The organism is Nocardia elegans NBRC 108235, from assembly GCF_001612845.1.
GTDB lineage: Bacteria > Actinomycetota > Actinomycetes > Mycobacteriales > Mycobacteriaceae > Nocardia > Nocardia nova.
Genome location: NZ_BDBF01000054.1, coordinates 35304 through 53221, shown reverse-complemented (window position 1 = coordinate 53221; position 17918 = coordinate 35304). Strand labels below are relative to the sequence as shown.

The 17918-nt window shown below is 68.4% G+C and carries 19 protein-coding genes; 11 read left to right on the top strand and 8 right to left on the bottom strand.

The features are described from left to right. Positions 1–135 precede the first annotated feature (135 nt). Positions 136–957, bottom strand: coding sequence for an SDR family NAD(P)-dependent oxidoreductase (locus NE2_RS29650; RefSeq protein ID WP_063031434.1), 822 nt, complete (start codon positions 955–957; stop codon positions 136–138). A gap of 115 nt (positions 958–1072) precedes the next feature. On the opposite strand from NE2_RS29650, the gene NE2_RS29645 reads away from it, so the two are divergent. Then, positions 1073–1675, top strand: coding sequence for a TetR/AcrR family transcriptional regulator (locus tag NE2_RS29645; protein ID WP_063031432.1), 603 nt, complete (start codon positions 1073–1075; stop codon positions 1673–1675). A gap of 51 nt (positions 1676–1726) precedes the next feature. Here NE2_RS29645 and NE2_RS29640 read toward each other — a convergent pair whose 3' ends face one another. From NE2_RS29640 to serS, 3 genes are all read right to left on the bottom strand, one after another. Next, positions 1727–2698, bottom strand: a complete 972-nt coding sequence (locus NE2_RS29640) for a DMT family transporter (RefSeq protein ID WP_063031430.1) — start codon at positions 2696–2698, stop codon at positions 1727–1729. Between the two features lie 63 nt (positions 2699–2761). Then, a complete protein-coding gene (locus NE2_RS29635; RefSeq protein ID WP_233429914.1) occupies positions 2762–4633 on the bottom strand; it encodes a putative bifunctional diguanylate cyclase/phosphodiesterase in 1872 nt (623 codons plus the stop codon). 86 nt (positions 4634–4719) lie between these two features. Continuing rightward, complete coding sequence (serS, locus tag NE2_RS29630; RefSeq protein WP_063016448.1) at positions 4720–5982, bottom strand: serine--tRNA ligase; 1263 nt, start codon at positions 5980–5982, stop codon at positions 4720–4722. A gap of 105 nt (positions 5983–6087) precedes the next feature. Between serS and NE2_RS29625 the strand changes: the two genes are divergently transcribed. From NE2_RS29625 to NE2_RS29605, 5 genes are all read left to right on the top strand, one after another. Then, positions 6088–7245, top strand: coding sequence for a septum formation family protein (locus NE2_RS29625; RefSeq protein ID WP_369829518.1), 1158 nt, complete (start codon positions 6088–6090; stop codon positions 7243–7245). Positions 7246–7249: 4 nt separating this feature from the next. After that, on the top strand, positions 7250–7603 hold the full coding sequence (locus NE2_RS29620; protein ID WP_063031424.1) for a metallopeptidase family protein: 354 nt from the start codon (positions 7250–7252) through the stop codon (positions 7601–7603). Positions 7604–7802: 199 nt separating this feature from the next. Beyond that, positions 7803–8114, top strand: coding sequence for a PE family protein (locus tag NE2_RS29615; protein ID WP_030516766.1), 312 nt, complete (start codon positions 7803–7805; stop codon positions 8112–8114). A 44-nt stretch (positions 8115–8158) separates the two neighbouring features. Then, on the top strand, positions 8159–9334 hold the full coding sequence (locus NE2_RS29610) for a PPE domain-containing protein (protein ID WP_063031422.1): 1176 nt from the start codon (positions 8159–8161) through the stop codon (positions 9332–9334). Continuing rightward, entirely contained in the window at positions 9335–10168 is an 834-nt protein-coding gene (locus NE2_RS29605) for an ESX secretion-associated protein EspG (RefSeq protein ID WP_063031420.1), read from the top strand. It abuts the gene before it with no gap. Here NE2_RS29605 and NE2_RS29600 read toward each other — a convergent pair. From NE2_RS29600 to NE2_RS29590, 3 genes are all read right to left on the bottom strand, one after another. Then, entirely contained in the window at positions 10165–10866 is a 702-nt protein-coding gene (locus NE2_RS29600; protein ID WP_063031418.1) for a histidine phosphatase family protein, read from the bottom strand. The two genes, NE2_RS29605 and NE2_RS29600, sit on opposite strands and share 4 nt — an antisense overlap. Further along, positions 10863–11783: a prephenate dehydratase gene (gene pheA, locus NE2_RS29595; RefSeq protein WP_063016463.1), complete on the bottom strand. Its 921-nt coding sequence runs from the start codon at positions 11781–11783 to the stop codon at positions 10863–10865. The genes NE2_RS29600 and pheA overlap by 4 nt, the downstream gene beginning before the upstream one ends. A gap of 84 nt (positions 11784–11867) precedes the next feature. Continuing rightward, a complete protein-coding gene (locus NE2_RS29590) occupies positions 11868–12287 on the bottom strand; it encodes a hypothetical protein (protein ID WP_063031416.1) in 420 nt (139 codons plus the stop codon). Positions 12288–12395: 108 nt separating this feature from the next. Here NE2_RS29590 and NE2_RS29585 point away from each other — a divergent pair, with 108 nt between their 5' ends. The 5 genes from NE2_RS29585 to NE2_RS29565 all read left to right on the top strand — a co-directional run bounded on the left by NE2_RS29585 (position 12396) and on the right by NE2_RS29565 (position 16792). Beyond that, positions 12396–13169 carry a DUF2470 domain-containing protein gene (locus tag NE2_RS29585; RefSeq protein WP_063031414.1) on the top strand — a complete coding sequence of 258 codons (774 nt, stop codon included), beginning with the start codon at positions 12396–12398 and terminating at the stop codon, positions 13167–13169. Positions 13170–13218: 49 nt separating this feature from the next. Next, positions 13219–14013 carry a CPBP family intramembrane glutamic endopeptidase gene (locus NE2_RS29580; RefSeq protein ID WP_063031412.1) on the top strand — a complete coding sequence of 265 codons (795 nt, stop codon included), beginning with the start codon at positions 13219–13221 and terminating at the stop codon, positions 14011–14013. A 91-nt stretch (positions 14014–14104) separates the two neighbouring features. After that, entirely contained in the window at positions 14105–15541 is a 1437-nt protein-coding gene (locus NE2_RS29575) for an LCP family protein (protein WP_373862290.1), read from the top strand. A 10-nt stretch (positions 15542–15551) separates the two neighbouring features. Further along, the gene (locus NE2_RS29570; protein WP_063031409.1) at positions 15552–16091 is read left to right on the top strand and encodes a ferritin; all 540 of its coding nucleotides are present in this window, start codon (positions 15552–15554) and stop codon (positions 16089–16091) included. Positions 16092–16243: 152 nt separating this feature from the next. Further along, entirely contained in the window at positions 16244–16792 is a 549-nt protein-coding gene (locus tag NE2_RS29565) for a ferritin (RefSeq protein WP_030516756.1), read from the top strand. Between the two features lie 99 nt (positions 16793–16891). Here the strand turns inward: NE2_RS29565 and NE2_RS29560 are convergent, their stop codons facing one another. After that, positions 16892–17818, bottom strand: a complete 927-nt coding sequence (locus tag NE2_RS29560) for a DUF5926 family protein (RefSeq protein WP_063031406.1) — start codon at positions 17816–17818, stop codon at positions 16892–16894. Positions 17819–17918 lie beyond the last annotated feature (100 nt).

The following is a 17918-nucleotide window of genomic DNA, read 5'->3' as shown; positions in this document are numbered from 1 at the left end:
CCACCAACCCCATACCCGTCACCACAACCAACATTTCAGGGTGGACGGCGCTACGCACCACCCACCCCAAAACGCAACAGCCCGATTTCCGCACGGACGGCTCAGGTTTGCACGAATAGTTCACCCGCCCGCCCATCAGCCGGGGGCCAATCGGCTGAGCGACTCCCAGGCTCGATAGCCGTCGGAGCGCGCCGCATAAAGGTCGGCGACCTGATCGAACGAGTTGCCGCCCACGATCAGACGTCGCGGCGGATCCTCCAGTTCGACCAGTTGCATGATCACCGGCGACGCCGAACTCGGCGCCGGACCGGATTCGTCGCCCCACATGCGTGCGAGTTCTTCGCGCAGTGGTTCGTAGTGCGGCAGGGCCGCGGTGGCGGTCGTTCCCGCGGTGAACAGGCCGGTGTCGTAACCGCCCATTTCCAGGTTGGTGACCTTGATTCCGAAGGGTTCGACCTCCATCGCCAGAGCTTCGGTCAGCGAGGCCAGCGCCGCCTTCCCGGCGCCGTAGTAGCCGACGGCGGCCATACCGCCGGCGGTTCCCATCGAGGTGACCTGCAGGATGCGGCCGTGACCCTGTGCGCGCAGCCGCGGCAGCACGGCTTGGACCACCCACACCGCGCCGAAGAAGTTGACATCCAGATGCGCGCGGATCTGGTCCTCGGTCGCCTCCTCGACCATGCCGTAGAGCATGCCGCCCGCGTTGTTCACCACGACGTCGAGATCGCCGACCAGCGCAACGGCCCGCTCGACGGCCTCGAATACGGCCCGGCGATCCGACACGTCCACGCTGAGCGGAAAAAGCCGATCCGGATGTGCCACAGCGAGGTCCCGTAGCGGTTCGACGTCACGAGCGGCCCCGACCACTCGATCACCGGCATGCAAGGCGGCCTCGGTGAACGCACGCCCCAGCCCACGGGAAGCGCCGGTGATGAACCAGGTCTTACCAGTGGTCATATCCACATCCTCTCGTTTCGAGACGGTCCGTCTCGTCTCGGGCAAGTGTGGTGGTCGCGTCTCGAATTGTCAACACGAACCGTCTCGTCTCGGTAGAAATGCTAGGGTCGGCCGCGTGTCCGCTACCGCGAAACCCGAACCCGACAGCACCCGGCGCAGCGAGAAGTCACGGCAGGCGATTCTGGCGGCCACTCGCGAGTTGATCTCCGAGGTCGGGTATCGGAAGGTCTCGATCGAGGCGATCGCCGCGCGTGCGGGGGTCGGTAAACAGACGATCTATCGCTGGTGGCCGTCCAAGGGCGCGGTGATCTTCGAATCGTTCCTGCACCTGAGCGAATCCGACGGGCAGGGCATCTCGCTGCCGGACACCGGGGATATCGAGGCGGATCTGAAACTCGTGATGCGAGCGACAGTCGCGGAATTCGCCGATGCGGACTTCGAGAAACCGGTGCGGGCGCTCAACACCGAGATCATCAACGATCCGGAACTGGCCGCACAGTACGACCGGCAGTTGCGGCGTCCCGTCGACGAGGCCAAGAAGGAGCGGTTACGCAGCGCGCAGGCGGCGGGGCAGGTCCGGGCGGATGCCGACCTCGATCTGATGCTCGAAATGCTGTATGCCCCGGTGTATCAGCGGTGGCTGCTGCGGTACGGGCCGCTCGACGACGCGTACGCCGACGCACTGGTGGAGCTCACACTTCGCGCCTTCCGGCCCTGAGCGACGAAACACGGGCGCGCTGATTCGTGCGGCAGCGCGCCGATATCGCCGTCAGTCCGGTTCGGCGCGGCCCTGCCCGAGGACGCCGATGGCGGCGGCGAGCAACGTCAATCCGCAGCCGACGACGGTCAGCGTCGACAGCCGGGTGCCCGTCGGCGCGACGACATCCAGGACCACCGAACCGATGAGCTGGCCGGACACCGAGGTCAGGCCGAACAGGAGCACTCCGATCCAGCGCACGATCAACGCCGCCACCGCGATGAAGAAGACCCCGATCGCCCCGCCGAGATAGAGCCACGGTTCGGTGGGAAAGCCGGTGGGCCAACCGATCCGAGCGAGCTGTGCCGCCTCCACGACCAACAGGCCCACGGTTCCGGTCGCGAAGTTGATCGTGGTGGCCGGCACGGGCCCGCCGACGGTCGCCAGCCGCCCGTTGACCGCCTGTTGCCACGCGAGGCCGAGGCCCGCCAGAGCGGGCAGCGCGATCAGCAGATAGGCCGCGCCTCCACCGGCCCCGGATTCGCCGCCGGAGCGGCCCAGGGCGGCGACACAGACCGCAGCGACCGCGAGTACCGCCGCACCGAGTCGGACCGGCGTCACGGGCGTCACGCCGGCCGGTCCCACACCCAGACGGTCCACGACGAGTCCGCTGGTCAACTGACCCGCGACCACGGCGATGGTGAAGGCGGTGACGCCGATCGTCGCCACGGACAAGCCTTGGCAGGCAACGAAGAACGCACCGCACAATCCCCCGAGTAGATGCCACCACCGCAGCCGGCCGACATGCACCGAACGGCGGATCGCGGCCAGGCCGGTACGCATTCGCCCGCTGAACCCGCTGACAAGGAGGAGCAGGAGCAGCCCGGAGCCGAAACTGATGACGGCCGCGGCGATTCCGTCGTTCAGCCGATCGCCGAGATCACCGTTGATTCGCGCCTGGACCGCCACACCGGCGCCGCAGCACAGGCCGAGCAGGACACCGATCCAGCGCCGCACGTCGGTTCGTTCGCGGACCGCAGTCATATCCGCCACGGTAGTTGGTCCGGGCGAGCCGATGCCGCGACCCGAATCGCCCGGCGGTCCGGGTCAGCCCCGATGGTCCAGGCCCTCCGGGTCGAAGCCGTTGTTGTCCACCGGGACCCAGCCCTTGGCGGCGAAATCCCGATCGGTCGTCCCGGCGCCGACCAGCCCGCGGTTGGAGTTCATATCGCTGATCAGCTCGGAGACCGGATGCGAATCGCTGTAGTGATAGCCCTGGGCGAGCGCGAAGCCGAGTTCGGTCAGCACCGCCGCCTGATACTCGGTCTCCACACCCTCGGCGATCACCTGCAGATCCAGCGACTTGCTCAGCGCCGCAATCACTCCCAGCAGCGGCGGCGCGGGCGAATCGGAACGGATCGCGGCGACGAAGGACTGGTCGACCTTGAGGATGTCGCTGGGGATGGTGGCCAACCGGCTCAGCGAGGAGTAGCCGGTGCCGAAGTCGTCGATGGCGATACGAACGCCGCTGTCGCGCAATTGGTGCAGATTCGCGATGGCGGTCTGGGATTCGGCGGCCAATTCGCTCTCGGTGACCTCGAGGACGAGCTGGTCGGCGGGCCAGCCGGTGTCGGCGAGGATGCCGGAGACCCGGTCGGCGTAGTTGGTCTCGGCCAATTCGAGACCGCTGACGTTGACGTTCAGGGTCAGATCGAGCTGGGCGAAGGTCTCCTGCAGCCGGGCCGCATCCGCGCACGCACGCCGCAGGACCAGTTCGTCGAGGTCGGAGATCAGGTCGTATTCCTCGGCGACCCGGATCAGCCCCTCGGTGGTGACGTCGGGCTGGGCGTTGGACGACCAGCGCAGCAGCGCCTCCACACCGACCGCCTGGGCGCCGTCCTCACCGAGGCTCACGATGGGCTGGTAGTGCACGTCCAGCGCGCCGGTATCGATGGCCTCGCGCAGTTCGACCGCCAGCGGCAGCTGCCGCGACGATTCCAGCACCGTGCGGTTGCGCCCGGCCTGCTTGGCCCGGTACAGGCCGACATCGGCACGACTGACCAGCAGCGAGCCGGACTCGCCGGGCTGCCAGGAGGTGACACCCGCCGAACATCCCGTGGTGACCGCGGCGCGCAGCTGTTCGGTCAGCAGGATCGCGGCCTGTTCGGTGGTGTTGGGCAACAGCAGCGCGAACGCGTCGCCGCCGTAGCGGGCCAGCAGCTGATCCGGGCCCAGCAGCTTCGACCAGGTGTCGCCGACGCGCTGCAGCACGGCATCGCCGGCGCGATGGCCGAGATGATCGTTGATCTTCTGGAACCGGTCCAGGTCGACCAGAACCAACGCGAGTCCCTGACCGGTCCGCCCGGCATGTCCGATGGCGCTGTTGAGCGCGCGATCGAAACCGCGGCGGTTCAACAGCCCGGTGAGTGTGTCGATATCGGCGTCGGAGGCCATCCGGGTGAGGATGCCGACCACGATGCCGACGCCGACCGTGATTCCGGCCGGGATGATGCCCGACCACCAGGGCAGACCCCGGGACGGCACCACCCACAGACAGAGCACGACCGCGAACGCCACATGCGCCCCGGCCAGCCGCCAGGCGAAGAAGATCGCGGCATCCGCCGCGACGAAGACGTAGAAGGCGGCGAGCGTGATCGCGCCGACCGTATTCGGGAACCAGTGCACGGCGATGGTGACCAGCACCGTCGCCACCGCGACATACCCGTGGTGCACCCAGTGCGGCTGGCGAGGCCCCCAGATCAGCAGGCTCACGCCGAGCAACAGCGCGACCGCTGCGGCCGAGCCGACCAGCGGGCGGTTGCCCTCGTTTCCCGGTGCGATGGCAGTGATCAGCAGGCCCAGGACCCCACCCATGACGTAGAACGCCCCGGTGGTCCGAGCCATGACCATTGCCGTCGCCAGCGCCGATGCCGCCCGAACCTGCGTGCGGGTATCGCCGCGAGACCCGAGTCCTCGCACGCCGTCCAGCCTAGACAACGCGGTGCATAGCAGTAGTGACAACCGCCGGATTCGAGGCCGAAGTCACCGCGGCGGTGCCGCCGTCATCACCGCGGCGGCTCGAGCACCTCGCGGCCCACGAACGGGACCAGTGCGGCGGGCACCCGGACCGAGCCGTCGGCCTGCTGGTGATTTTCCAGCAACGCGACGATCCACCGCGTGGTCGCGAGGGTGCCGTTGAGGGTCGCGGCGATCTGCGGCTTGCCGTTCTCGTCCCGATAGCGCACCGACAGGCGGCGGGCCTGGAAGGTGGTGCAGTTCGAGGTCGAGGTGAGTTCGCGATAGGTCTGCTGGGTCGGCACCCACGCCTCGCAGTCGAACTTGCGGGCGGCCGAGCTGCCGAGATCGCCGCCGGCCACATCGATGACCCGATACGGGACCTCGATCGCGGCGAGCATCTCCTTCTCCCAGTCGAGCAGGCGGCGGTGTTCGGCGTCGGCGTCCTCGGGACGGCAGTAGACGAACATCTCGACCTTGTCGAACTGGTGCACGCGGATGATGCCGCGGGTGTCCTTGCCGTAACTGCCCGCCTCGCGGCGGAAGCACGACGACCAGCCGGCATAGCGCTTCGGCCCGTCGCTCAGGTCGAGGATCTCGCCCGAGTGGTAGCCGGCCAGCGGGACCTCCGAGGTGCCGACCAGGTACAGATCGTCGTCGTCGAGGTGGTAGACCTCGGCCGAATGCTGCCCCAGGAAGCCCGTTCCGGCCATGATCTCCGGGCGCACCAGCACCGGCGGGATCATCATGGTGAAACCGTTGGCGACCGCGCGCTGGGCGGCCAGCTGCAGCAGGCCCAGTTGCAGCAGGGCGCCGTAGCCGGTCAGGAAGTAGAAGCGCGCGCCCGAGACCTTGGCGCCACGTTCCATATCGATCAGTCCGAGCGCCTCGCCCAGGTCGAGATGATCGCGCGGGGAGAAGTCGAATTCGGTGGGCGTGCCCACTGTTTCGAGCAGCACGAAATCGTCCTCGCCGCCTGCGGGCGCGCCCTCCTGCACGACGTTCGAGATCGCGCGGTGGGCGGTGTCGAGTTCGGCGTCGGCGGCGTTCTCGGCGGCCTCGGCCTCCTTCACCTTCGCCGACAACTCCTGCGCATGCGCCAGCAGCGTCGCGCGCTCGTCGGGGGACGCCTTGCCGACCTTCTTACCCAGCGCTTTCTGTTCGGCGCGCAGGTTGTCCGCCGTCGCGACCGCGGCGCGGCGGGCGGCATCCGCCTCGAGCAGGGCATCCACCAGCGCCGGGTCCTCACCGCGGGCACGCTGCGAGGCACGGACCGCTTCGGGATTCTCGCGCAGGAATCGGAGGTCGATCATGGGCAATCAGCCTAGTGGGAGGTGTCCACCGCATTTTCTGAGGATCCGGTGAAATCCGAACCGATCGTGGCAGGCCTCGCACGGGGCCTGCCATGATGGACGGCGATGTCCTCCGACGATGGGGCGCCAGCGGCGCCGGAACCGGGAAACGAAGAATCCGACATGCCTCGCCGCAGGCGTGCCGGGGCGAAACGTCGCCGCCCGTTGCCGGGCGCCGGGAAACGCCTGGGGCAGGATGGCAAGGCGTTGCATCCGCATCGGCTGCGGTGGGGACTGCTCGCGGTCGCCGTCGGTGCCGTGGTGGCGGCGCTGGTGACGCTCTCCATCTCGGGGTTTCGCAGTTCGCACGGACTGGAGGTGCACGATCCCGGATCGGGGAAACCGCCCGCGGGTCGTGCCGACGCCGCCTTCGGCGCCGCCAAGACCGGCGACTGCCTCACCTGGACCAGCACCAAAACCCTGGATCTGACCAAGGTCAACTGCGCCGACAAACATCTGTTCGAGGTCACCGCCGACATCGACCTGAGCAAATATCCGGGTCGCGAATTCGGGCCGGGCTCGGCCTTCCCCGATTCGCTGCGCTTCGGCGAACTGCGCGACGAACACTGCGCATCGGCCGCGGCCGCCTACCTCGGTGGCCGGCTCGACCCGCGCGGGCGATTCGTGGTCGGCATGGTCAACCCGGGTGAACCGGGCTGGCGCAACGGCGATCGGACCATCCGGTGCGGGCTGCAGTTGGTGAGCGCCACGGGCAACGCCACACAGCAGACCGTGGGCCGGGTCCGCGACAGCGACCAGTCGCGCGTCTTCGATCCGGGCACCTGCATCGGCATCAATCAGAACCTGCCGACCAACGAACCGGTCCCCTGCGGCCAGCCGCACGCCTACGAGGTGATGTCGACGGTGGATCTCGGCACCCACTTCAACGGCGGCCCGCCGGCGAACGCCGATCAGGACAAGTTCATGCAGGACGAATGTGGCCGCGCCGCAGGCGATTACCTCGGTGGCCAGGACGCGCTGATCAACAAGACGCTGACCATCTTCTGGGACAACCTCGACGCCCGCAGCTGGCTGGTCGGCAGCCACAAGCTGAACTGCCTGGTGGGCAAGGGCTCTCAGGACGGTTTCGCGACCATCACCGGATCGGCCAAGGGCGATGTGCTGATCGACGGCCAGGCTCCGGTGCCGCCGCCGAGTTCCGGGCGTTCCACCCCGGCGCCGCTGCCGGGTGCGGCTCCCGCGCCGATTCCGCCGCAGCGCTGACGCCATGCCGGTGTCGATGTCGGAGAGCCGGTTCGAAGAACTGGTCGGCGATGCGCTGGATACGATTCCGCCCGCGCTCACCCAGGCGATCGACAACGTCGTGGTGTTGATCGAACCCCGCAATCCCGAGGATCCGCATCTGCTCGGGCTCTATCACGGCATCGCCCTGACCGACCGGGTGGACAGTCAGTACGGCGGCGCGCTGCCGGACACCGTCACCATCTATCGCGACACGATTCTGGAAATGTGCGACGACGAACGGCAGGTCGTCGAGGAAGTGGCCATCACCGTGATCCATGAGATAGCTCACTATTTCGGGATCGACGAAGAACGACTGCATCACTTGGGATGGGGCTAGTCTTTACGCGCGTAGCGGGTAAAGTCGAATCGATTCGTGACTCGAGGGAACCGAACCGGGGGCCGTCGCGTCCAATCATCTCGTAGGGGGAATTCTCGTGGTTCCACCGACGAGTCTGCCGGATCCTCTGTGCCGGAACAGCACTGAGGCTCGGGCAGTCTCGACACTTGCACAGCCGCCACAAGAAGGAGTTCGAGTCATGGTTGGTCTGCTCGGTGTACAGCCCGAAGTCGTCCTGGCGGCCTCGGCGGAACTCGATCTGCTCGCCGAACGTCTCACGGCCGCCACTGCTTTGAGCGGTCCGGCCACCCACGTCGTCCCCGCCGGCGCCGAAGAGGTATCCGTCGCCGCGGCAACCCATCTGAACGAGGGCGCTCTCAGCCACGACCGCGCGGCCGCGCAGGCCATCCTCGAGCTGCATCACGCGGCCGCCATCCTGCGTCAGCAGCTGGCCTCCTACATCGCCCAGGACGCGGTCAACGCGGCCGGCACCGCCGCCATTCAGTTCTGACCGGCGCCGATCCTTCACCACACCATTCGTTCAGGGGAGAGACAATGACTGCAGGGATCACCGGAATCTACTGGCTGCCCCGGCTCGCCGAGGGCAACTCGAGTTTGCTGACCGCGGGTCCGCATGCCGTTCCGGCCGCTGCCGCGGCCACGGCATGGGGTGGGCTGACGGCGGCGTGGGTGGACGCGACCGCGACCGTCACCCGGGTCATGGCCGAACTGGGTGTCGGCATGATCGGCCTCAACGGCGCCGTCGCACTGACCAAACTCGCCGGCTTCACCGGCTGGGCCGAACAGCAGGGTGTGCAGGCGGCGGCGATGGCGGCGAAGGCCTCCGCACACGCCACCGCCAATACCGTTGCCACCCTTGCCATGCCGAGCCTGCCCGAGATCGCCGCGGTGGATGCCGCGCGCGTCGCGGCACATGCCCACGGCGGCGATCTGGACGGTAGCGCCGAGGCGGCCGAAGCCGCCAAGGCCGCACTGGATGTGCAGGCCGCCCTGGTCATGGACACCTACGAATCCACCGTCGAGGCCATGACGGCGACTCCGGCCGAATTCCTGACGCCGCCGCCGATCGCGGCGGGCGCCGGACTGGCCGACAGCGGCGCCGAGGCGGCGTCGCAGAACACCAGCAGCGACCCGGTGCAGACCGCCATCGGTGTGGCACAGGCGCTCGCGAGCGATCCGGGCGTGGTCAGCGCCGCGACCCAGGCGGCCAACGTCGCCGGATCGGTGGCCTCGACGGGCGTCTCCACGGTGGGCAATGTGGCCGGTACCGCGATAGCCGCGGCCACCAGCCAAGCCGCGCCGGCCGCGAGCATGTCGCCGATGATGATGGGCGGCATCGGTAGTGTCGCCGCCGCCGGTGGCGCCGCGGCCGCCACTCGCGCCGTGTCCTTCGGTGGGAGCACCGTCGGTATCGGGAATGGCGCCGGCACGCTGCAACTTCCCGAGGGCTGGGGCGCCGGCAATGTGATCGGTGGTCCGGCCGCGACCGCGCCGGTGGCGGAGACCGCACCCGTCGCGCAGATGGGCGCACCGGCTCCGGCCCGCGCGAACAACGCCGCCGGTAACCCGCTGCTGGGCCGCCAGGTGAACAGCGACGACGACGAGGGCGAGCACCAGGGCAACGACTATCTGCGCGGTGAGCACTTCGCCGACGGCCGGGTCATCGCGCCCGGTGTCATCGGAGCGGACCCGGTCGCGGGAGCGCGCTAAGTGACCGTACTCGGCGCCGGCCGCGGGCCGTCGATGCTCGAGTCCGTCGTGGTGTCGCTCGACGAGATGCAGTTTCTGCTGGAGAAACTGGAGATCGACGAGGTGCCGGTCGTGCTGAATGCGATGGGCCGCTACGACAACGTCGTCGACCACGACCGGGCAATGTCCGCGGCCGCCGAATCGCTCACCGCGCGTGAGCTACTCGTCGACGGGGTCGTCCATCACGACCTGGAAGACCGGCTGCGCGGGCTGTACCGCCCGCACTGGGTGATCTCGATGCGCTGGTACGTCGGCGAGCGGGTGAACCGATTCTGCCTCGCCAAGGGCGACAACCTCGATGTCGTCGCTCTGCGCGGGCCGAATTCCTACAGCATCGACGAAGCCGGACACGACCTGCCGGGCACGATCATGGCGGCGCTGGGTCCGGCGGAGGCGCTCGAGCTCAGCGGAATGAACGTCCTGACCGAGGAACTCAAGCCGATCCTCGGTGATGCCGGGGATGCCGCCACCACCGCCCAGCGCCTGGGCCGGGTGGGGCGGCCGCCCCGCGACGCGCAGGCGCTGGCCTCGGCGCTGGTCGAAATCCATTCGCACGCTTCGATCGTCGGCGTGGTGTACAACGATGCCAGCCGCGACATCTCCGATGGGATGATCGCGGTGTACAACACCCGCAACGGGCGATTCATCGGTGTCACCACCCGCTCCGACGACGAGGTCATGTGGACCTCGCTGGCGAGCGGGACACCGGGCCGGCTGCGGACCGCCATCAAGGACCTCATCGAAAAGCTTCCGCTCCGTGAGGATTTCAAGCCGACGGCGCCCGGCGTCGGCTAACCCATCGGGTCGTCGGCCTTCGGTTCGACCTGGTATCCGAACGGCGGGGTGTAGCGGCCCCAGCGGACACAGGTCCAACCGCCGTCGGCCGTCGGGGCCAGTTCGATGGTCTCGGTGTTGTCCAAATGGTTGTTGGTCGTGAACGGCGGTGCGACGCCGGTGAGTTCACGGGCCGCCAGTCGCATCGCGGCGCCGTGACTGACCAGCAGCACGTCGCGCGAATTCGAACCGGGGAGCAGATAGGTGTCCCGGAGTTGTTCCAGCACGGGCAGATACCGCTCGAGGACCTCCTCGCCGGATTCGCCGCCCGGCAGCCGCGTATTCAGCTCGCCCAGATGCCAGGACCGGTAGACGCGCTGGAATTCCCGATGCGCCGCTTCGGAGTTCTGCCCCTCCAGTTCGCCGACCTGTACCTCGTACACGCCGTCGACCACCTCGGCCCCCACACCGGTCACCGATTCGATATGGCCTGCGGTCTGCTGAGCACGCAGCGCCACCGAGGAATACAACCGCACCGGCGGCACCGCCAACCGCGAGGCGAACGACTTGGCTTGAGCCACACCGCGTTCGGTGAGCGGTAAGCCGGGAACGCGGGTATCCAGAAGTTTCGCGACATTGCCCTCGGTCTCGCCGTGACGGACCAGCACCAACCTGCCGGAACCACCGACGGGATCGAGAGTCGCACCGATTTCGGTCATGAGGCGTCCACCCCCTTTTTCACATCATCCAACCAGGCCGCCGCCGGCTCGTCGGCGGGCGGCGGCGAACCACTCGGTGAACTGGCCGGCCAGGAGCCCAGGTACCGGATCCGCCCGGCGGTCCGGTGCAGCGCTTTCAGGGCCTCGGCGACGGCGGTGTCGTCGATATGGCCGACACAATCCAGATAGAAGCGATAGGTACCCATCCCGGTGCGCGTCGGCCGGGATTCGATCCGGGTCAGATCGACACCGCGAGTGGCGAATTCGGCGAAAACCCGCATCAGCGACCCGGGTTCGTTCGCCAATTCGAGCACCACCAGCGAGGTGCGGTCCGCTCCGGTACGGGCCGGCGCCTCGCACGGCGGAGTGACCAGCACGAAGCGGGTGATGGCCTGGTCGTGGTCGGCGACGCCGGTGGCCAGTTCGATGAGGTTCAGGCGCTGACCGGCCAGTGTGGTCGAGACCGCGGCGTCGGCATGGCCGGCCACGACATCCTCGGCCGCGGCCGCGTTGGAGGCCGACGTGTACAGCGCTGCCTGCGGCATCCGATCCGCCAGCCACAACCGCACCTGCGCGGCCGCCACCGGATAGGCCGCGACCGTGCGCACCCGCGACAGTTCCATACCGGGTTTCGCCACGATCGTGAACGCCACGTCGAGCTCGGTTTCGGCGATGATCTGCAGCCGCGGGCCCACCGCGAGGGCGTCCAGGGTCGCCGAGATGGAACCCTCCACCGAGCTCTCGATCGGCACCACCGCGCCGTCGGCCGCACCGGAGCGGATCATCTCGAGTGCCGCGCCCTGACTGGGTGCGGCGATCCGCTCGACCGGCTCGTCGAAGGCCCCGTCCGATTCGAGTCGGGCCAGGGCCATCTCGGTGAAAGTTCCCGACGGTCCGAAATAGGCGATACGCGGCACGGATACGACATTACTGGCAGTTGGCTGCGCGCTCGCCGTTTGCGCGTACCCGGCGGTAACAGCCCAGGTCGTGGCGGGCAGCGATCAGGGCGTCAGCACCCGCAGCGCCGCGGTCACCGCCTCCACCCGTTCGGTTTCGACGGCCAGCAGCACCTCGCGCAGCGCCTGAACGGCCGGCGCCGACAGGCCGCGCAGGAATTCGATATCGGGGCTGGTCAGTGCGGTCCGGATATTCTCGCCGCACAACGCGGCCACCGTGGCGGCGACGATCGCCACCGCTCGCTCGCCCGAGGCGGTCACGGCGACGAATCCGGTATCGGAATGTGCCACGCCGACCAGGAATTCGGCGACGCGCTCATCGGACAGGGTCAGGTCGAGCACCGGCGCCTGGGGATTCGCCGACGGTGGCCGGACCAGCCCGTCCACCAGATCGGATGGGCCCGTGGTGGGCACGCTCAGCGACAGCAGAACGGGTTCGGAGGCGGGCGTCGAATCGTGCGGCACATTTCCACCGTAGCGAGCACAATGCTTGCGCAACGACGGGCCGTGACTTAGCTTAGGTTTACCTAATTATCCGCCGTATCCGTCCCGGGTTCGTCACTGGAGGTCTGTATGCGCCGCACGATCACGTCCGCCGCTCCATCCGCCGCGGAGCGGATCCGCAGCGCGTGCGCCCATGCCGAGAGTTCCGTCCTGGCCCTGCCCGGCACCGATCCGATTCCCACGACCGTGCATCATCTGCGCGCGTGCGGCGATGTGGTCGTCGCCGTCGCGCGCAATTCGGCGGCGGTCGCCGCCGCGGCGGCCGAGGTCGGTTCGCCGGGGGTGCTGGAGCTGACCGACCACGCACCCCTGGCGTTGCGCGAGCCCGTCCGGGCGCTCGTCTGGCTGCGCGGGCGGGTGCGCGCGGTACCCGGACATGCCCAGCGCGCCTTGGCATCTCAGGTCGCGAGCGAATATCCGCATCCGGGTCTGCTCGATGTCGGTCACACCAGCACGCTGCTGCGACTGGTGCTGGAATCGGCCGTCGTCGCCGATTCCGCCGGCGCCGAATCGGTCTGCCCGCACGATCTGCGCAGCGCCGACGCCGACCCGTTCTGGGAGCTGGAAGCGGCCTGGCTGCACCATATGGACTCCGATCACGCGGATGTGATCGCCCGGCTGGCCCGCCATCTGCCGGTCCGGCTGCGCGGTGGTTCGGTGCGGCCGCTGGCCATCGACCGCTACGGCGTCACGCTCCGGGTCGAGGGACCCGACACCGATCACGATGTGCGACTGCCCTTCCACGCACCGGTGGACGATGTGCAGTCGCTGAGCCGCGCGGTGCGGATCCTCGCCGGTTGCCCGTTCCTCGACCGCATGCACGGCTCCGATCGCTCCGCCTGAGAGCACGCCGGATACGCGGCACGCGGCGGAGCACCCCTAGATTGTTCCTATGGTTCCGGGTGATCGTTTCGCAGCTACCTGGCCCGATCCCGCTGCGGAGCGCGACCGGTTCGCCGTCCGGGTGGAGATCGCGATCGTCCTGGTCGTCACCTTCGGGACGAGCGGGGCCGGTGCGGCACTGTCGCTGCTGGAAAGCGCGCTGGCGCCGGGCGGAATCGGCGGGCAGCAGGTCGCGCTGAATCCCTCGCGGGCCGCGCAGTCGACGATCGATCTGCTGTTTCAGCTGTTGAGCGTCGCACGACTGATCGGCTGGGGTGCGCTGGGACTGTATCTGTTGTGGCGCAGCGGAATCGGGCCGCGACTGATCGGGCTGGCGCGGCTCCGGTGGCGTGGTGACGTGGTCCCCGGCCTCGTCCTCGCCGCGGTGATCGGCCTGCCCGGACTGGGTCTTTATCTGGCCGCCCATGCGCTGGGGCTCAGCGTGACGATCGTGCCCAGTTCCCTGCACGACCACTGGTGGCGATTGCCGGTGCTGGTGCTCTCGGCCATCGCGAATGCCGTGGCCGAGGAGATCGTCGTCGTCGGGTATCTGATCAGCCGGCTGCGCATGCTCGGGTGGTCGGAGAACCGATCACTGGCCGCGTCGGCGCTGCTGCGTGGCAGTTATCACCTGTATCAGGGGTTGGGCGGAGGCCTCGGCAACCTGGTGATGGGGGTGATCTTCGGCCGGTACTGGCAGCGGACCGGACGGCTGTGGCCGCTGATCCTGGCACACGCGACGATCGATTCGGTCGCCTACATCGGCTACACCGCACTGCACGGCCACGGCTCCTGGCTGCCGTAAGACCGGGCCGACCTGCGGGAATCAGCCACGTTCACCCCCGCGGACGCATTGTGCCGACGAGCACAACGCCCCGGTCAGTACCATCTCGGTGGTGAACGGCGACGACCCCCAGCAGTATCCGCGGACCCGCCGGGTGCCGCCGCCGGCGGGCCCGGATGGTCGGCGCATGCCGCCGCCGGATCGGCACGGCCACGATCCGCGAGTTCCGCCCGGTTCCGGACGGCCGATGCCACCCGGCTCGGGCCGCCCGCCGAATTCGGGCCGTCCTCCCGGCTCGGGCCGGCCGCTGCCGCCCGGCTCGGGCCATCCGCCCGGGCGCCCACCGATCGAACCGACCCAGGTCATCCACCGCGACGGCGACAATCCACCGCTGGCCTGGTCACAGGTCCCGAGCAGTCCCGCCCGGCCGCGCGGTAACCCGCAGCCCTTCGAACACGGCGTCGCACCCGGCGGCGAACCGCCCACCCACGCTCCGACGCAGCGCCCGGTTCCGTACCGGGAACCACCGCCGCCGCCCCCGGCACGTCCCCGCCGCACCGAACGCCCGCCGCGCGAACCACGTGCGCCGCGGACCCGCCGGAAACGGCATTGGGGCAGGTGGTTGCTGATTCTGCTGCTCATCATCGTTCTGCTGCCCGTCGCGGGGGTGATCTATCTGGATCGCTCACTGCACCGCATCGACGCCCTGTCCGCCTATCCCGACCGGGTCGCGCAGACGGCCGGCACGAACTGGCTGCTCACCGGATCCGACACCCGCGTCGGTCTGACGCCGGAACAGGAGAAGGAGCTGTCGACCGGCGACAGCGCCGATGCCGGTGGTGAGCGCAGCGACACCATCATGCTCGTGCACATCCCGAAATCCGGTGCGCCCACCGTGGTGAGCCTGCCGCGCGATTCGTATGTGAGCATTCCGGGCGTCGGCAAGGACAAACTCAACGCGGCGTTCTCCGCCGGCGGTCCGAAATTGCTGGTGCAGACGGTCGAGAACGCGACCGGCCTACGGATCGATCATTTCGCCGAGATCGGCTTCGGCGGTTTCGCGGGCATGGTCGATTCACTCGGCGGGATCGATATGTGCCTGCCCGATGCGATCGACGATCCGAAGGCCGGCATCGACCTCCCGGCGGGATGCCAGCATCTGTCCGGCTCCCAGGCGCTCGGCTTCGTGCGCACCCGTGCCACGCCCCGGGCGGATCTGGACCGTATGAACAATCAGCGGCTGTTCCTTTCCGCGCTGCTGGAGAAGGCGACCAGCGCCGGTACGCTCGCCAATCCGTTGAAGGTGTGGCCACTGGCTCGCGATGTGGCGTCCTCACTGCAGGTCGACAAGGGAGATCACATCTGGGATCTCGGCCGGCTGGGCTGGGCGCTGCACGGTAAGACGATTGCCACCACGGTGCCCATCGGCGGTTTCACCGACGAGTCCGGCTCGGGCAACGTGCTGTTGTGGGACAAGGATCGGGCGAGCCGATTCTTCGACGCGCTGGCGCACGACCAGGCGATCCCGGACGATCTGCTCACCCGGTAGCGTCGGGGGCATGCCCGGTACCGGCCCCTTCCCCGAACTCCTGCGCGCGCAGATACGGCACGAATTCACCGCCTCGCAGCAATATCTCGCCGCCGCCGTCTATTTCGACGCGCAGCGACTGCCGCAGCTGGCACGTATTTGCTATGCAGGCGCGGAGGACAAACGCGCCCATGCCTTGCGGATGGTGCAGTATCTGCTCGACCGGGATGTCGCCGTCACGGTCACGGGTACCGACGAAGTGTGTTCGGAATTCGAATCACCCTCGGCCACCGTGGAATTCCTGCTGGCTCGCGAACGGGAGCTGACCGATCTCATCACCACACTGACCCGGACCGCCCGGGATGCGGGCGATTATCTCGGCGAACAGTTCATCCGCTGGTTTCTCGAAGACCAGCTCGAGGAGGTGGCGCGGCTCACCACCCTGGTGGCGGTCTGCGGGCGCGCGGCCGGCAATCTGTTCGACATCGAGGAGTTCGTGGCGCGCGAGATTCCGGCCACACGCGCGCCCGATGCCTCCGCGCCGAAACCCGCGGGAAGTGCGCGGCGATGAAATGCGGGCGAGGCTGGAAATCGCAGGCAGTCGACGAATTCACCGAATGCGGCCCGTCGCAAGGGTGCGACGGCGATAACTAAGGCAACACTTGCCTCATTAAGGGTGTACTTGGATGACAGCCGAAGTTGACCAGCACTAATGTCGGGCCCATGTCCAGCCACCCCGATTCCTCGCACAGCAAATTTCACGCCCTGCTCCACGATCAGATCAGGCATGAATTCAATGCCGAGCACCAGTACATTGCGATCGCGGTGTGGTTCGACAACGCCGACCTGCCGGTTCTGGCGAAGCACTTCTATGCCCAGGCCATCGAGGAACGCAATCACGCGATGATGATCGTGCAGTATTTCCTCGATCGGGATATGAGCGTCGAACTCTCCGGAGTCGATGGCGCGCGCTCGCAATTCGAGAATGCGCGCGAGCCGATCCAATTGGCGCTGCAGCAGGAGAAGACCGTCACCGAGCAGATCATCCAGTTGGCCAGTACCGCCCGCGAAGAGGGCGATTACCTGGGCGAGCAGTTCATGCAGTGGTTCCTGAAGGAACAGGTCGAAGAGGTGGCGCGGATGACCACGCTGCTCACCGTCGCGGATCGGGCCGGGTCGAATCTGTTCGATCTCGAGTATTTCGTCTCCCGCGAGATGAGCGGTCCGAGCGATGCCTCGGGGGCGCCCTCGGCGGCCGGCGGAAACATCTGACGCGAGACGAAACGCGAAAAACGAACTCGGCCTGCCGTCCGGCGGGCCGAGTTCGTCGTCTGGAGCCGATGCGAAACGCTTGTCCCGCAGTGGGTTTCGCTAGCGCAGGGTGACCTGGCGCGAGCGCAGTCCGTCGCGCGAGCGCCGCTCGTCGGAACTCATCGGGGCGTCGGAGGCCAGCGCCTCGGCCAGGCGCGCACCGAATTCGTTTGCGGGGGTGACCCATTCACTCGGGTGGCGTTCGCGATCCAGATCGAAGACCGGCACCAGCAGGCCGTGCGTGCGGAACGAGCCCGCGAATCGGGAACCCTCGCCCAGGTGCAGTCCGCCCGCGGCGTGCACGCGCGCGAGGGCCAGCATCAGGTCATCCTCGTCCTCGGGCCGGACCCAGCGCAGATGCGCCTTCTCCCCCGCGTCGACCCACCACGCCGCGCCCACGGATTCGGCGCCGAGAGCGAGCCGGTCCGACGGCATGATCGCCTGATCGGCCTGGTCGATCGTCGCGGCGACCTGCGGATCCGGCGTGACGCCCTCCGGGACCCACCACTGGAAGTTCTGGTGGACGGTCAGATCCAGAGGCGCCTTGGGGTCGATCACCTCGGTCAGCGGGGGCACCGCCTCCTGGGCGGCCTCGCTTGCCGCGGTGAGCGATGCGCCGGGTTCGGCGGCCTGCGTCCACAGAATCGCGGCGGCCAGATCGGCGGCCGGATTCTCCGACTGGAACTGCACCTGCGCCCCGACGAAACCGGTCGGCTCGTCACCGGCGCGGACCAGGGCGGCGACGGCGCCGGGCAGCACGGTGGCCAAGGTCACCGGCCGCTCGGCGGAGACGCCGGCGGCCAGTTTCAGGGTCGCGGTCGCCGACGGAACGAACTCGCGGAGTGCGACCAGGTCGCATTCGGCGGCCAGCCCGGCGAAGGGACGCGTGACGGCCGAGGCGGCCTGCTGTTGCGCCGCACGACGTTCGGCGAGGCGCTGAGCCCGATTACTGTCGGGCTTGGGACTGTTGCGCTTGCTCTTACCCACGAACGCAGAACCTACAGGTTCCCGCGGCCACGGCCGCGCAGGGGCGCACCGATTCCGCCGCGCCGGGGCGCCGGAATTCGCCCCGCGGGACGCATCGAGT